At 70.1% G+C, this 14,990-nt stretch carries 14 protein-coding genes; 9 read left to right on the forward strand and 5 right to left on the reverse strand.

Translation table 11 applies throughout. The features are described from left to right. Positions 1–88 precede the first annotated feature (88 nt). The gene (locus ACFVW6_RS14920) at positions 89–763 is read left to right on the forward strand and encodes a hypothetical protein (RefSeq protein ID WP_378827544.1); all 675 of its coding nucleotides are present in this window, start codon (positions 89–91) and stop codon (positions 761–763) included. A 71-nt stretch (positions 764–834) separates the two neighbouring features. On the opposite strand, the gene ACFVW6_RS14925 is transcribed toward ACFVW6_RS14920, so the two are convergent. The 3 genes from ACFVW6_RS14925 to ACFVW6_RS14935 are packed head-to-tail and all read right to left on the reverse strand — an operon-like array spanning position 835 to position 3,194. Continuing rightward, entirely contained in the window at positions 835–2,100 is a 1,266-nt protein-coding gene (locus ACFVW6_RS14925; RefSeq protein WP_355278625.1) for a HAMP domain-containing sensor histidine kinase, read from the reverse strand. After that, positions 2,097–2,789 (reverse strand): response regulator transcription factor, encoded by a 693-nt coding sequence (locus ACFVW6_RS14930; RefSeq protein WP_365015754.1) that lies wholly within the window; start codon positions 2,787–2,789, stop codon positions 2,097–2,099. The genes ACFVW6_RS14925 and ACFVW6_RS14930 overlap by 4 nt, the downstream gene beginning before the upstream one ends. 36 nt (positions 2,790–2,825) lie before the next feature. Continuing rightward, complete coding sequence (locus ACFVW6_RS14935; RefSeq protein WP_378827541.1) at positions 2,826–3,194, reverse strand: hypothetical protein; 369 nt, start codon at positions 3,192–3,194, stop codon at positions 2,826–2,828. A 278-nt stretch (positions 3,195–3,472) separates the two neighbouring features. On the opposite strand from ACFVW6_RS14935, the gene ACFVW6_RS14940 reads away from it, so the two are divergent. Together ACFVW6_RS14940 and ACFVW6_RS14945 are read left to right on the forward strand one after the other, a co-directional pair. Further along, positions 3,473–5,401, forward strand: coding sequence for a hypothetical protein (locus ACFVW6_RS14940; RefSeq protein ID WP_378827539.1), 1,929 nt, complete (start codon positions 3,473–3,475; stop codon positions 5,399–5,401). Positions 5,402–5,461: 60 nt separating this feature from the next. Beyond that, entirely contained in the window at positions 5,462–7,264 is a 1,803-nt protein-coding gene (locus ACFVW6_RS14945; protein ID WP_378827537.1) for a hypothetical protein, read from the forward strand. Positions 7,265–7,267: 3 nt separating this feature from the next. Here the strand turns inward: ACFVW6_RS14945 and ACFVW6_RS14950 are convergent, their stop codons facing one another. Then, the gene (locus ACFVW6_RS14950; RefSeq protein ID WP_378827535.1) at positions 7,268–9,235 is read right to left on the reverse strand and encodes a glycoside hydrolase family 15 protein; all 1,968 of its coding nucleotides are present in this window, start codon (positions 9,233–9,235) and stop codon (positions 7,268–7,270) included. A 107-nt stretch (positions 9,236–9,342) separates the two neighbouring features. Here ACFVW6_RS14950 and ACFVW6_RS14955 point away from each other — a divergent pair, with 107 nt between their 5' ends. After that, entirely contained in the window at positions 9,343–9,600 is a 258-nt protein-coding gene (locus ACFVW6_RS14955; protein WP_378827532.1) for a hypothetical protein, read from the forward strand. Between the two features lie 81 nt (positions 9,601–9,681). On the opposite strand, the gene ACFVW6_RS14960 is transcribed toward ACFVW6_RS14955, so the two are convergent. Beyond that, positions 9,682–10,731: a M48 family metallopeptidase gene (locus ACFVW6_RS14960; protein ID WP_378827530.1), complete on the reverse strand. Its 1,050-nt coding sequence runs from the start codon at positions 10,729–10,731 to the stop codon at positions 9,682–9,684. Positions 10,732–10,805: 74 nt separating this feature from the next. Between ACFVW6_RS14960 and ACFVW6_RS14965 the strand changes: the two genes are divergently transcribed. The 5 genes from ACFVW6_RS14965 (at position 10,806) to ACFVW6_RS14985 (ending at position 14,899) form a co-directional block, all read left to right on the forward strand. After that, entirely contained in the window at positions 10,806–10,895 is a 90-nt protein-coding gene (locus tag ACFVW6_RS14965; RefSeq protein WP_019045829.1) for an Ms4533A family Cys-rich leader peptide, read from the forward strand. A 212-nt stretch (positions 10,896–11,107) separates the two neighbouring features. Next, positions 11,108–12,160, forward strand: a complete 1,053-nt coding sequence (locus ACFVW6_RS14970) for a sulfate ABC transporter substrate-binding protein (RefSeq protein WP_378827528.1) — start codon at positions 11,108–11,110, stop codon at positions 12,158–12,160. Between the two features lie 92 nt (positions 12,161–12,252). After that, on the forward strand, positions 12,253–13,104 hold the full coding sequence (gene cysT / locus ACFVW6_RS14975; protein WP_378828173.1) for a sulfate ABC transporter permease subunit CysT: 852 nt from the start codon (positions 12,253–12,255) through the stop codon (positions 13,102–13,104). Next, complete coding sequence (cysW, locus tag ACFVW6_RS14980; RefSeq protein ID WP_355278650.1) at positions 13,101–13,907, forward strand: sulfate ABC transporter permease subunit CysW; 807 nt, start codon at positions 13,101–13,103, stop codon at positions 13,905–13,907. Before cysT ends, cysW begins: the two co-directional genes overlap by 4 nt. After that, entirely contained in the window at positions 13,904–14,899 is a 996-nt protein-coding gene (locus tag ACFVW6_RS14985) for a TOBE-like domain-containing protein (RefSeq protein ID WP_355278652.1), read from the forward strand. The genes cysW and ACFVW6_RS14985 overlap by 4 nt, the downstream gene beginning before the upstream one ends. Positions 14,900–14,990: the final 91 nt, after the last annotated feature.

Raw genomic sequence — 14,990 nt, forward strand, 5'->3', positions numbered from 1 at the left:
GCGGGCTTTCGGCGAGTTCTGCGACCTCGGAGACGTTGGTACAGACCACGTGTGGTGAATGTGGGCGGGGGCTGGAAAGCTGAGCCCCATGGAGCAGCGTAGGACGGCGGCGGGGGTCGCGGGGCAGGCCGAGTTCACCCTCGAGTACGAGTACGACACCGTGACGGAGCTGGGCATCGACTGGCTGGTGTCGTGGTTGGAGGACTCGATTCGGGCGGGCAGCCGCTTCACTCCCGCACAGACCGTGACGATCGGCTGGCTGAACTGTTACGTCATCGAAAATGCCGATGGCACGCTGGGGCTGTGCGAGCCGGATTTCGAGAACGTTCCGCCGATCCTGGCAGCCGGGGCGTCGAAGGCGGTGGTCCAGTTGTGGTATCAGCGCGAAGTCGCCGAGAGCGTGGGGCTGGGTGACGAGCTGGATTTCCCGCACTACACCCACCGTGCCGTGACCTGCGATGCATTCGCCGACTCCGGCGGCGCGGTGATGTACCGGTACCCGCACAACGAACACTACGATGACTTTTCGGGCTGGTTTGTCGGCTGCTCCGGCCCGGCCCACGAGCACGATGACAGCACCATGCGATCCGCCACGCTCTACGAGCTCGCCGTGATCAATCCCTCCATCGTCGGCTACCTTGCGCTGCCGCACGACTGCTCGGTCGACACCAGTGACGGCGCTCCCGAAATCCGGCGCAACGGCGAACCTTTGACGGTGCGGGACGGATCACTGTTGGCCGCGTCGTTCCACCGCGACGAGTGAACCTGTAGGTCCTGGTCGAACATCAGCTCGGCATCCGGGTGAGCGCCTTCGAGGGCAAGTAGTCACCCACCTCACCCCGGCTCGGCGGTGACGCGCACCAGCAGGCGCGTCCCGCCGAGCGGGCTTTCGGCGAGTTCGGCGGTGCCGCCGTGTAATTCGGCCTGCTGACGGACCAGGGCCAGGCCCAGGCCGGAACCGGGGGAGCCCGGTCGTTTGGCGAAGCGGTCGAAGGCGGTGGGGGACAGGTGTTCCGGGATCCCGGTGCCGTTGTCGTCGACGGTGATCTCGATCCCGTCCGCGCTCGCACGGGCCGCGACCGCGATCTCGGTGGCGTGTCCGTGCAGGACCGCGTTGGTGACGGCATTGGTGACGATCAACAGGATCCCGCCGGGCAGACCGGTCATCGGGACCGGGTCGCACGCGGTCAGCGTGATGTCGACCCCGGGCTGCGCGCGCCGGGCGTTCTGCACCGCGCGATCGAGGGTCTCGCACAGGTCGAACGGTTCGAAGGCGCCCGCGTCGGTGAGCTCGCCGACGGCGAGGCGCTCCAGATCGGTGAGGGTGCGCTCGATCTGGCGTTCGGCGGCCAGCACGTCGGCCAGGACCGCGCCGCGCTGCTCGGCCGGGAGGTCGTCCCCGGCCAGGACCTGGAGATCGGTGCGCATCGCGGTGAGTGGGGTGCGCAGTTCGTGCGCGCAGACCGCGGCGAAATCGCGGGCGCCTGCCAGCGCCTGCCTGGTCTCGCCGTGCGCGGTCTCCAGGCGCGCCAGCATCCGGGTGATGGCGTCGGAGAGTTCCTCGGCCTCCCTGGCGCCGCGGCCGGACAGCGGCGGCAGCTCGTCGAGGGTGTCGATCTCGTGGGTCGCGGTGGCCAGCCTGCGCAGCGGGCGCGCGGCGAAACCGGCCAGCACCCAACCCAATCCGGCCGCCACCAGCACCCCGCCGACCCCGATGCCGAGGCCGATCAGCTGGCTGCGGGTGATCGCGGCGTCGACCAGCTCCCGGTCGGGATCGAGCCGGACCAGCAGGCCGGGCGCGCCCTTGACCTTGGCCAGCGCGGTGTCGGACGGGCTGCCCGGCGCCACCACCGTCGGTGGTTCGGGAGCATCGGGGAACGGCATCGTCTCGGCCGGGAGCGGGATCGGCAGTGCCGGTACGCCGTCGATGCGCTGCACCACTTGGACATTCATCGTCGACACCGTCTGATCGAGCTGCCGGGTGCCCGCCACCTTCAGCAGCGCCGCGTAGGTGAGTCCGAGGGTGATCGCCACCAGCGCGGCGACCACGGCCGATACCAGGGCCACCCGGGTCCGCAGGGACCACGACCCGGTCCTCACGGGCGCTCCCGCAGAACGAATCCGACGCCGCGCACCGTGTGTACGACCCGGTCGACGCCGTCGGCCTCGAGCTTGCGCCGCAGATACGAGACGAACACGTCGACCACATTGGTGTCGGTGGCGAAGTCGTACCCCCAGACGGCGGACAGGATCTGCTCGCGGCCGAGCACGATGCCGGCGTTCTCGGCGAGCATGGCCAGCAGCTCGAACTCGCGTTTGGTGAGGTCGACCTGTCGTCCGCCCGCGTGCACCCGGTGCCCGGCCGGATCGATCTCCACCTGCCCCACCCGCACCGTCTTGCCCTGCGGCGCAGCGGTTGCCGCGCTGCGGCGCAGCAGGGCACGCAGCCGGGCGATCAGCTCGCCGAGGTCGAACGGTTTGGTGAGGTAGTCGTCGGCGCCGCGTTCGAGGGCCGCGATCCGGTCGCTCACGGCGCTGCGGGCGCTGAGCACGCAGATGGGGATGTCGTTGCCCATCGCGCGCAGGGCGGTCACCACGCCGACGCCGTCGAGCTCGGGCATGTTCACATCGAGCACCATGGCGTCGGGGGTGGCGGAACGCACCAGGGCGAGCGCCGCGGCGCCGTCACCGGCCGTGACGACGTCGAAGCCCGAGAGCTCGAGGCCGCGCCGCAGCGACGCCAGCACCCTGAGCTCGTCGTCGACGACCAAGATCTGCTGTCCGGTCATCCCGCTCACCCTAGTGCGATCCACTGTTTGCCCTGGTCAGCGCACGTGCGGCGGGCGGACCACGATGACCCCGCCCGGCGCGTCGCCCGGGTCGACGTCCTGGCAGTTCGGTGCGTCGACGGCCGGTTCGCCCGGCAGCGCGGGCAGCACCGGCAGCGCGCGTGCCGGCTCGCCGTCGAAGCGCTCGATGTGTACGCGCGCGCCTTCCGGCGGCAGGGGCAGGGCGGGCGTGCCCGGCGCGTCCGGCGAACAGATGATCAGCGTTCGTTCGGGCCCGATCTCCCTGGTCACGGCGGGATCGGCGGTCGCGGCGCCGGCGACACCGGCGATCGTGCCGGTCAGCAGCGCGAAGCCGCCGACAAGGGCGGCGGCACGGGCCCGGCGGCGGGCGGTGAATACGGTCATGGGCGGGACTCCTCCGAACGGGTTTCGCCGATCGGCTCGACCGGCGAAACCGACGCTAAGCAGCCGATCTTCAGGGTCCGTTGAGCAATCGTTAGAGTTCTCTTGGGATCGTGAACCCCCTGATTCCACCGGGTCGCCGAAATCTGTTGCTCGCCATAAGGTGGTACCAACCGTTCTGGACGAAACGACAGTTCGGCCTCCGGTAGTAGTGTTGGATGATCTTCACTTCGCCTCGTTCGTGGTGGGGGGCCGACAGTGATGCGAGTGTTGGAGCATTGATGACGCGTGATCTGCCTTTCGATGACGATGCTGCGCGCGCGGAGGGGACCGACACGGCCTACCGGGTCGCCAACGGTGTCGCGCGGGTAGCGCGCGCCGGCGCGTACGTCACCGGTGGTGCCCTGGTCGCCGCGAACGGCACCGGCCCCGACACGACGCCGGGCACCAGCAACGCCGACAGCCGGGTCGCCGGGTGGTCCTCGCAGTACCACTCCGACCCGAGCCCGGACGCGCCGAGCCCGGTCGTGACCTTCCCCGATCTGTCGGACGTGCCCGCGCCGCATCAGGCGCCGCACGCGCCGTTCGCCCCGCACGCGCCCGCTCCGGCCGACGTCACCATGGTCGCGCGCGCCACCGAATCCGAGTGGCGCCCACAGATTCCCGGCTCCGACGACGAGCGGGAGCTGCGGATCCCCGGCGCCGACAGCAGCCACTCCACCGGCTACGGCATCCCGGGCTACGCGCAGACGCCCGCCGGGCCCGGCCTCGGACTCGGCGGCGCCGACACCGACAACCCGTTCGGCCTCCCGGAGACGCCCGCCTTCGGCCTGCCCGGTCAGGGGATCGGCCTCCCCGGGTTCGACGGCCTGCCCGGCCACGGACTCGGCATTCCCGGCTACGACGGCATCGGCCTGCCCGGTTCGCCCGGCGGTCTGCCCGGTGCGAGCACGCCAGGTGCGGGCCAGCCCGGCGACGGACTGTTCGACGGCATCGGTGACATGTTCGACGGCTTCGGCGCGATGGTGAACACCGAATGGCAGATCGACGCGCACGCGGGCCTGGACGGCGTGTGGTTCACCTCGCAGATGAAGGTCACCGCCCAGGTCGGCCAGGTCGGCGATCAGCTCGACGACTACGGCAAGTGGCTCGGTGACGGCATCAAGGTGCCCGGCGACACGACCGCCGGTGGCACCGGCGGCAGCCTGACCTCGCCGACCGGGCCGAGCCTGCCGGGATCGTCGTCCTCCGGTGTCGGCCTGCCCGGCACCACCGGGCCCGCGGCCGCCGCTCCGGCACCAGCCCCCGCGCCCGCCGCGCCACTCGCGCAGACCCCCGCTCCGGCTCCCGTGGCGCCCGCGCCGATCGCGCCCGCCCCGGCGCCGGTCGCGCCCGCAGCCCCCGCGCCGGTGGCCACCAATCCGGTGGTCAGCACGCCGCTGCAGACGACCATCCAGCCCGATGCCGCGTCGACGCCGATCGCCAACGTCTTCGGTGGGGCGGGTGCCGCCACCTCGCCGCTGACCGCGCCCGCCGCCGCGGTGCCCGCGCTGTTCACGCCGACCACGCCGACCAAGCCGGTGGTCGTGCCGGACGTCACCGGCGGCCACACCCCGACCACCGTCCCGGTGACCGTGCCGTCCAAGCAGCCGACCGTCGACATCGACACCCCCACCACGGTGAAGCTGCCGGACCTGCCCAAGCCGACCGCGCAGCTGCCGGAGCCCACCAAGGCACCGGTCACCGTGCCGCCGACCGGCGCGACCGGCCCCACCAAGCCGACCGTCCCGGACGATGACGTCGTCATCACCAAGCCGGGCACCACGGGCGGCGCCACGGTGCCCTCGACCGCGCCCAGCACCCCGACCGTCGACGTCCCCGACCCGACCGGGTCGCACCCGACGGCGACCGTGCCCACCCAGCAGCCGACCGCGCCGACCCACCAGCCGACGATGCCGACCAAGCAGCCGACCGTCGACATCGATCCGCCGACCGTGGTCACCCCGCCGCCGGTGGTCACCGTGCAGCCGACCCAGGTCCCGGTGAAACCGCCGGTCATCGACACCAAGCCGATCGCCGCCGACATCAGCTACACCGACGACGGCTACCATGGCGTGTCGGCCGGACTGTTCGACTCCGGGGTGGGCGGCGCAGATCACCTGGCCGCCGCGTTTCCCGTCGAGCATCATGGGTATGACTTCGTCGTCTGACACGACGACGTCTGCTCCCAGCGTCTCGGACGGACTCATGCAACGAGAGTGAGGAACAGGTTGTCAGCCGCTGCCGGACTGCAGGCCGCGACGGTGAAGCATCCGGATGTGATGGCTCCGGTCGTTTCCCTGGTCGACGAACTGCGGGAACTGGTCCGCACGGGCGGTCGTGACGACCTCGACGCCAGACTCGGCATGGTGCGCGCCAGACTCAGCGATCCCCGGGTGCGTCTGGTTGTGGTCGGTGAACCACAGGCGGGCATGAGCACGCTGGTCAACAGCATGGTCGGCACGCCGGTCAGCGCCACCGACGGCAAGCCGAGCGTTCCGGTGATCGTCGAGTACGGGCCCAACCCCGCCGCGACACTGGTGAAGTCGGCACAGCGCGGTCGCGTCGAACGCGTGTCGGTCGACCCGCTCAACCCCGGACCCGCGCTGACCGCCCTCGGCGTGCTGCGCGCCGAATTCGCCGAGCCGAGCCCGCTACTGGCCGACGGCCTGGTCGTGATGGACGCGCCCGGCCCCGCCGCCCACGAGAGCGCGGCCTGGTCGATGATCGCCGCCGCCGACGTGGTCCTCTACGCCGCCGACGCCGCCGCCGAGCTGACCGAGGCGCAGCTGGACTACCTGCGCCGGGTCGAGCAGGTGTGCCCGTCGGTGGTCTGCGTGCTCACCAAGATCGACCGCAACCCGCACTGGTCGCTGACCCAGCGCCGCAACCGCGCGCTGCTCGACGGGGCCGGCCTGAACTTCGCGGTCGCGCCCGTCTCGGCGGTGATGCACCGGCAGGCGCAGGAGAACGGCGACCAGCAGCGCGACATCGAGTCGGGCGTGCCGCAACTCATCGATCACCTGCGCGATTACGTTGTCGCCCAGGCTGATTCGGTCGCGGTCGCGGCGGCCGTGCGCGATATCGCGCTGGTCACCGATCAGCTCGTCCTGACCCTGCGCGCCGAGGCCGACGCGCTGCGCGACCCGCGCAGCCGGGCCGAGATCACCCAGCGACTGGCGGCCGCCAGGACCGCGGCAGATCAGCTGCGTCAGCGCACCGCGACCTGGCAGGTCACCCTCGTCGACGGCAGCTCCGAGCTGAGCGCCGATATCGAACACGATCTGCGGCATCGACTACGCACCCTCGTGCGCGAGGCCGAGGCGGAGATCTCGCGCACCGATCCGGCCCGCAAGTGGACCGAGTTCGCGACCGAGCTGGACGCGCGGATCTGCGAGGCCGTCGAGGAGAACTTCGTGATGGCGCACTACCGCGCCGTCGAGCTCGCCGAGCAGGTCGCCGCGAAGTTCCCGCCGGACAACCGCACCCCGCCGCTGCCCGAACTGCGCCTGACCAATCCGGGCGACGTGCTCGAGCCGGTGCAGTCGCTGGAGACGCTGGAGAGCGCGAAATCCAGTGTCGGACAGCAGGCGCTGTCGGCCCTGCGCGGCTCCTACGGTGGCATCCTGATGGTCGGTCTGGCCACCAGCCTGCTCGGGATGTCGCTGGTCAACTGGTACTCCGCGGGCGCAGGCGTGCTGCTCGGCGTGAACGCGCTGTGGGACGACCGCCGCAATCGCAAGCAGCGCAGGCAGGCCGAGGCCAAGGTCGCGGTCGCCCGGCTCGCCGACGACGTGATCTTCCAGGTGGGCAAGGAATCCCGCAACCGCCTGCGCACGCTGCAGCGGGTGCTGCGCGACCACTACACCGAGATCGCCGCCGAGGTGGGCCGCACCGCCGACGAGGCGCTGCGCGCGGCCGAGGAGACCGGCCTGCGCTACGGCGACCATCGCGAGCTGCGGATCACCGAGATCGACGCGGGCCTGCGCACCGTGGCCGGCCTGCGCGAACGCGCCGACCGGCTCGCGTACTGACGGCTAGGACCGGTGCGACGGCGTGTGCGCCGGCTGGAACTGGCCCGCGTTGCGCGAATCCTCGGCCCGGATGACGTGGGTGACCGCGTTGATCAGCGCCAGGTGGGTGAACGCCTGCGGGAAGTTGCCCAGGTGCCGCCCGGTGCGTGAGTCGATCTCCTCGGCGTAGAGGCGCAGCGGACTGGCCAGTCCGAGCAGCCGCTCGCACAGGTGGGTGGCCCGTTCCAGCTCACCGATCTCCACCAGCGCCGAGACCAGCCAGAACGAGCAGATGGTGAAGGTGCCCTCCTCGCCGTCGAGACCGTCGTCGGTGGTGTCGGTGCGGTAGCGCAGCACCAGGCCGTTGACGGTGAGCCGGGTCGCGATCGACAGCACGGTGGCGCGCACGCGGTGGTCGTCGGGCGGCAGGAAGCGGGTCAGCACCACCAGCAGCAGTGAGGCGTCGAGGGTGTCGCCGCCGTAGGTCTGGGTGAACACGCCCTCGTGGTTCACGCCGTGCTCGAGCACATCCGCCTTGATCTGCTCGGCGATGTCGAACCACTCCGCCGCGCGGGCGTGCTGGCCGTGCAGCTGGGCCAGCCGGGCGCCGCGGTCGAGCGCCACCCAGCACATCACCTTCGAGGAGGTGAAGTGCTGCGGTTCGCCGCGCACCTCCCAGATCCCGCGATCGGGTTTGCGCCAGTTGGCGATGGCCGCGTGCACGGTGCGCTCCAGCAGCGGCCACAGCGATTCCGGCACCTGCCCACGCGATTTCACGTGCAGGTACACCGCGTCGAGCATGGTGCCCCAGATGTCGTGCTGGTCCTGGTCGTAGGCGGCGTTGCCGATGCGGACCGGTCTGGCGCCGTCGTAGCCGGACAGATCGGGCAGCTCGTACTCGGTGATGCGGCGCTCGCCGCCGATGCCGTAGAGCACCTGCAGTGGGAGCGCGTCGCCGTTGTCGCCGGTGGTGACGTCGTTGAGGAAGGCGAAGAAATCGTTGGCCTCCCGGTCCAGGCCCAGGGTGTACAGACCCCACAGGGCGAAGCTGGCGTCGCGCACCCAGGTGTAGCGGTAGTCCCAGTTGCGTTGTCCACCAGGGGTTTCCGGGAGGGACGTGGTGGCGGCGGCGAGCAGGGCGCCGGTCGGCGCGTAGGTGAGGCCCTTCAGGGTGAGGGCGCTGCGCTGCAGGTAGCCGCGCCACGGATGGTCGGGGAAATCGCCGAGGGTGATCCAGCGCCGCCAGCATTCGGCGGTCGCCCACATCTTCTGCGCGGCCTCGGCGAAGGTGGCGGGCGCGGGCAGCTCCGACCAGGTGAGGGCGACGAACACCTCGTCGCCCTCGGACATCCGGGTGCGGGCGCGGGCCTCCCTGCCCTCGAGTCCGAGGCGCAGATCGGTGGTGAGCACCAGCGCGGGCCCGGCATCGGGATCGAGGAAGGGCCGGGCCGTCGCCTGTTCGTAGACCTTGCCGGTGTACTCCCACTTCGCGCCGCCCTGGTGGTAGTCGAACGAGGGCTGGCAGCTCATCTCCAGCTCGACCGTGCCGCTCACGCACTTGACCGTGCGCAGCAGGGTGTGTTCGGCGTCCCAGTCCATCGGGGTGCGGCGATGGGTCTTGGACCGCTGGATGTTGTTGTGCCACGGCCCGAGCACCAGCGCGTCGCGCACGATCAGCCAGCCGGTCTCGGTCTGCCAGGTGGTCTCCAGGATCATCCCGCCCGGCAGGTAGCGCCGTTCCGCAGGCACGTTCTTGCCGTACGGGCCGATCCGGAAGTGCCCGGCGCTGCGGTCGAGCATGGCGCCGAAGACGCTGGGGGAGTCGGGACGCGGCACGCACAACCACTCGACCGACCCGCTGTTGGCGATCAGGCAGCTGGTCTCGCAATCGGACAGGAACGCGTAGTCGTCGATCGGCGGGAAGGCGCCGCGGCTGCCGCTGGAGGAGACCGGGCTCAGAATCGGCAGGCTGTCAGCACTGGGAGACTCCATACCCCATCATCAGGGCGCGGCACCGCGCTCGTCCACCGCTCGGTGCTGACGTGCCGCTCACAGCGACGGAATTCGCCCGTTCACGGTGACCGTCTAGGCTGGTCGGCGTGCAAAGCATCGCGGGTTGGTGGGACGGCTTCGAACTCTGGGTAGCCGGGCTGCCCTTCATCCCCCAGTTCCTGGTCGTGCTGGTCGGCATGGTGCCGATCAGCTTCGCCATCGCCTTCGTGCTCGACCGCGCCCTGCGCGCGATCTTCCGCCTGCTCGGCCGTGGCGACCGCACCGAGCCGCCGGTCGCCGCGACAGCGGTGCCGGTCACCGCCGCCGCGCCGGCGCGCCCGACCGTCGGCAGCGGTGCCCGCTGATGCCTCGTTCTCGCGTTCAGCTCGCGCTGGTTGCCCTGCTCGTGCTCGTCGTCATCGCGTGGTTCTTCACCCGCTGACGCGTCAGTTCCGGCGCCAGTCGTCGAAGCGCTTGCCCAGATCGGACACGGTCCGGCCGACCTCCTGGCCGACGGTGCTCACCGCGGCCCCGACATCGCGGCCCAGGTCGCGCACCGTGCGCACCAGCAGGTCGTCGGACTGGTCGAAGGACTCCCGGTAGCTGCGGGCGGCCTCCTTCACCTCGTCGCCGATCTTGGCGTTGCGGTCGTGCGCGCGCCGCGGGTAGGTGCCGCCGAGCACCCGGTCGTAGTCGCCGGACTGGATCCAGCGGCGCAGCTCGGCCGCGCGCAGCACCGAGAACGGGTGCGAGCGCAGCTCCAGGTTCAGCAGCTTGAGCACGCCGTCGCGCAGGTCGCCCGAGCGCAGGTAGTCGTCGGCCTGGTCGAGGAACGCGCCGTGGTTCATCTCGGACAGCCAGGTGCCGCCCGCGGTCTTCATGTGCACCCGCACCGACGCCTCCACGTCCTGGCAGCACAGCAGCCCGGCGCGGTCGCCGGACAGCTCCGACTTGCGGCTCCACTCCATCAGCGCGGCCACGATCGCCCGCAGTGCCCATCCGCCGCCCGGCATCCAGCCGATCGAGGCGGACAGCCGCAGCAGGTGCATGAGCATCGTGCGGTACACCGCGTGCCCGGACAGCGCGTGCCCGAGCTCGTGCCCGATGACGAAGCGCAGTTCTTCGGTGTCCATCAGGTCGAGCAGGCCGGTGGTCAGCACGATGAACGGCCGGTCCATCCCGATCGTGAAGGCGTTCACCGTCGGGTCCTGCAGGACGTACATCTCCGGCGTCGACTCGGCGTCGAGCACGCCGACGCAATCCGCCCGCAACTGGTGCAGGGTGCGGAACTGACGGTCGTCGACCCGGACGGCCGTCGCCAGGTACAGCAGCCGGTGCTGGCGCTCGCGCAGCAGGCTCGACAGTGCCTTCAGCACGGTGTCGAAGCCGCTCAGAGCACGCAGCGCGACCAGGGCGGTGCGGTCGGCCGGATGCTCCCACGTGCGGGTACTGATCTCCGGGAAACGGACACGCACGCGGTCTGGAGCCATAGTCATAGGATGAAATCCCCCCTCGAAGTAGAACTCTCGTCGATTCGAATCATCATGTCGCAATCTGCTACAGTCTGCCTGTGTCGTCGAGTGTCGCCCCGCAGATCCGCCATGAGCTGGCGTTGATCGCTGTCGGCAACCTCGCGGTCGCGGACATCCTCTGTCGATGATCGGCCACCGGACTCGTCTGCGCGTTTCTGCCCAGTAGACTGGCGCGCGCTTTTCCTTTCGCAGTCGTAGTCCGTAACTCCGGGGGCCAGCGGGCCCGAGTCGCGCCAACTGTCGTGTCTTCCGCACACGACAGGTCTACCGATCGACAAAGTATTCCCTGCTGCGACGAAAGACGTTGCATCGCAGGTCCTTTCCCGAAAGGTTCACCCCGATGTCTCGCAACACCTGGATCGGCTCGCGCCGCCGCGCCGCCGCCATCGCTCTCACTGCTGTCGCCGCGGTCGCGCTGACCGCCTGCGGCGGTGGCGCCAGCGACTCGACCGACGGCGGCGCCACCGTGGCCGACGGCAGCGGGGGCACCCTCAACCTGTACGCCTACGCCGTCCCGAAGCCGGGCTTCGACAAGGTCGTCCCGGCGTTCAACAAGACCGACGCGGGCAAGGGCGTGGTGATCCAGGCCTCCTACGGCGCCTCGGGCGACCAGTCGCGCAAGGTCAAGGACGGCGCCGAGGCCGATGTCGTCAACTTCTCGGTCGAGCCCGACATCACCCGCCTCGTCGACGCGGGCCTGGTGGAGTCGAACTGGAACGCCGACGCGAGCAAGGGCATCCCCTTCGGCTCGGTCGTGACCCTGGTCGTGCGCAAGGGCAACCCCAAGGGCATCAAGGACTGGGACGACCTGCTCAAGCCCGGTGTCGAGGTCGTCACCCCGAACCCGTTCAGCTCGGGCTCGGCCAAGTGGAACCTGCTCGCCCCCTACGCCGCCAAGAGCGACGGTGGCAAGAACCAGCAGGCCGGCCTGGACTACCTGTCCCAGCTGGTCTCGCCCGAGCACATCAAGGTGCAGCCGAAGTCGGGCCGCGAAGCCACCGAGACCTTCCTGCAGGGCACCGGTGACGTGCTGCTGAGCTACGAGAACGAGGCCATCTTCTCCGAGCGCAACGGCGACCCGATCGAGCACATCAACCCGCCGACCACCTTCAAGATCGAGAACCCGGTCGCGGTGCTGAAGAACTCCAAGAACCTGCCCAAGGCCATCGCGTTCCGCGACTTCCTGTTCACCCCGGAGGGCCAGAAGGCCTGGGCGCAGGCCGGCTTCCGTCCGGTCGACCCGAAGGTCGCGGCCGAGTTCGCCAAGGACTTCCCGACCCCGGCCAAGCTGTGGACCATCGATGACCTCGGTGGCTGGAAGGCCGTCGACAAGGATCTGTTCGCGCAGGGCACCGGCAAGGTCGCGATCATCTACGACAAGGCCACCAAGTAGGCCGTGATCCAGCACACACGCGATACTGGACAACTGTGACTGACAGCAGTGGGCACGCCGGGACCGGGGAAACCTCCGATCCCGGCGTTGCCGTGAAACTGGAGAAATCCGCGCAGGCGCCGCGCGGGCCCCGCTGGTCGTGGCTGCGCGTGAGCGGCTCGGTGGGCCCGGTCGGCATCGGCATCACCGTGCTCTGGCTCAGCGTCATCGTGCTGCTGCCGCTGGCGGCGCTCACCGTCAGCTCGTTCGAGGACGGGTGGTCCGGCTTCTGGGAGGCGGTCACCGCCCCCGCGGCCCTGGACTCGCTGCGCATCACCGTCGGGGTCTCGGTGATCGTCGCCGTGCTCAACGTCGTGATGGGCACCCTGATCGCCTGGGTGCTGGTGCGTGACGAATTCCCCGGCAAGGGGATCGTCAACGCGCTCATCGACCTGCCGTTCGCGCTGCCGACGATCGTCGCCTCGATCGTGCTGCTCTCGCTCTACGGCCCGAACAGCCCGATCGATATCCACCTCAACGCCACCCAGCCCGGTCTGGTGGTGGCGCTGGCGTTCGTGACGCTGCCGTTCGTGGTGCGCTCGGTGCAGCCGGTGCTGATCGAGGTCGACAAGGAAGTGGAACAGGCCGCGCTCTCGCTGGGCGCGAGCAACTGGGTCACCTTCCGCCGCATCGTGCTGCCGACGCTGGCGCCGGCGATCATCTCCGGCGGCGGCCTCGCCTTCGCCAGGGCGATCGGCGAGTACGGCTCGGTCGTGCTGATCGGCGGCAACATCCCGCGCGAGACGCAGATGACCTCGCAGTACATCCAGCAGCAGATCGAGGTGGACCGGCCGGTCAACGCGGCCGCGGTGTCGGTGGCGCTGCTGGCCATCTCCTTCGCCAGCCTGCTCGTCCTGCGGCTGCTCGCCGAGCGCACCGCACGCAAGGAAGAGGCGGCCCGATGAAGCTGTCGCTGTTCACCCGGCTCTCGCTGCGCACGGTCGCCCTCGGCTACCTGTTCGTGCTGCTGGTGCTGCCGCTGGTGATCATCCTGTGGCGCACCTTCGAGCGCGGGATCGGTGCCTTCCTGGACTCGATCACCACGCCCGCGGCGATCTCGGCGTTCCAGCTGTCGATGATCATCGTGGCCATCGTCGTGCCGCTGAACGTCGTGTTCGGTGTGATCACGGCGCTGGCGCTGGTGCGGAGCAAGTTCCCCGGGCGCAGCCTGGTGCAGGGCATCGTCGACCTGCCGTTCGCGGTGTCGCCGGTGGTCGTCGGTGTGTCGCTGATCCTGCTGTGGGGTGCGGGCGGCTGGTTCGGCGGCCTGGAGTCGCTCGGTTTCAAAGTGATCTTCAGCCTGCCCGGCATGGTGATCGCGACCATCTTCGTCACGCTGCCGTTCGTGGTGCGTGAGGTGGAGCCGGTGCTGCACGAGATCGGCGACGATCAGGAGCAGGCCGCGGCCACCCTCGGCGCCTCGCGCTGGCAGACCTTCTGGCGGATCACCCTGCCCGCGATCCGCTGGGGCCTGACCTACGGTGTCGTCCTCACCGTCGCCCGCGCGCTCGGCGAATTCGGCGCGGTGATCATGGTCTCCACCGCGCTGCCAGGCAAGTCGCAGACGCTGACCCTGCTGGTGCACGGCCGCTATATCAACGACCACAACACCTTCGGCGCCTACAGCGCGGCCACGCTGCTGATGGCGATGGCGCTGGTTGTTCTTCTCCTGATGACTCTCCTCGAACGCAAGCGGGGCACCGAATGATCACCGTGACCAACGCGCGCAAGAACTACGGTTCCTTCGCCGCTCTCGACGATGTCAGCATCGACATCACCTCCGGCGAACTGACCGCACTGCTCGGCCCGTCCGGGTCGGGCAAGTCGACGCTGCTGCGCTCGATCGCCGGTCTGGAATCGCTGGACTCGGGCATCGTCCGGATCGCGGGCAACGACGTCACCCACGTGGCGCCGCAGAAGCGCGACATCGGCTTCGTGTTCCAGCACTACGCCGCGTTCAAGCACATGACGGTGCGCGACAACGTCGCCTTCGGCCTCACCATCCGCAAGCGGCCGAAGAAGGAGATCGACAAGCGCGTCGACGAACTGCTCGGCATCGTCGGACTGGACGGCTTCCAGCACCGCTACCCGGCCCAGCTCTCCGGCGGTCAGCGCCAGCGCATGGCGCTGGCCCGCGCGCTGGCGGTCGATCCGCAGGTGCTGCTGCTCGACGAGCCGTTCGGCGCGCTCGACGCCAAGGTCCGCACCGATCTGCGGCAGTGGCTGCGCCGGCTGCACGAGGAGGTCCACGTGACCACCGTGCTCGTCACCCACGACCAGGAGGAGGCGCTCGACGTCGCCGACCGGATCGCGGTGATGAACAAGGGCCGGATCGAGCAGGTCGGGTCCCCGGAGGACGTCTACGACCGGCCGGCCAACGAGTTCGTGATGTCGTTCCTCGGCGCGGTGGCCCGGCTCAACGGTCACCTGGTCCGGCCGCACGACATCCGGATCGGGCGCGATCCGAGCATGGCGCTGGCCGAGCACGAGGGCACCGCGGAGTCCGCCGGCGTCACCAGGGCGACGGTCGAGCGGATCGTGCGGCTCGGTTTCGAGGTGCGGCTCGAGCTGCGCAACGCGGCCACCGGTGATCAGTTCGCCGCGCAGATCACCCGCGGTGACGCGGTCGCGCTGCATCTGAGCGAGGGCGAGACGGTCTACGCCCGCGCCACCCGGATCCCGGATCTGCCGCAGAGCTGAGACCGGCGACCCCTGTTGCCCGCGGCCACCCGGTGAGACGATGGGATCCGGTGCGGTCGCACCGAACCGGGCGGGGCCCGCGCCAGGGGTG

The organism is Nocardia sp. NPDC058244, assembly GCF_042882065.1.
In the GTDB taxonomy this organism is placed as follows: Bacteria; Actinomycetota; Actinomycetes; order Mycobacteriales; family Mycobacteriaceae; genus Nocardia.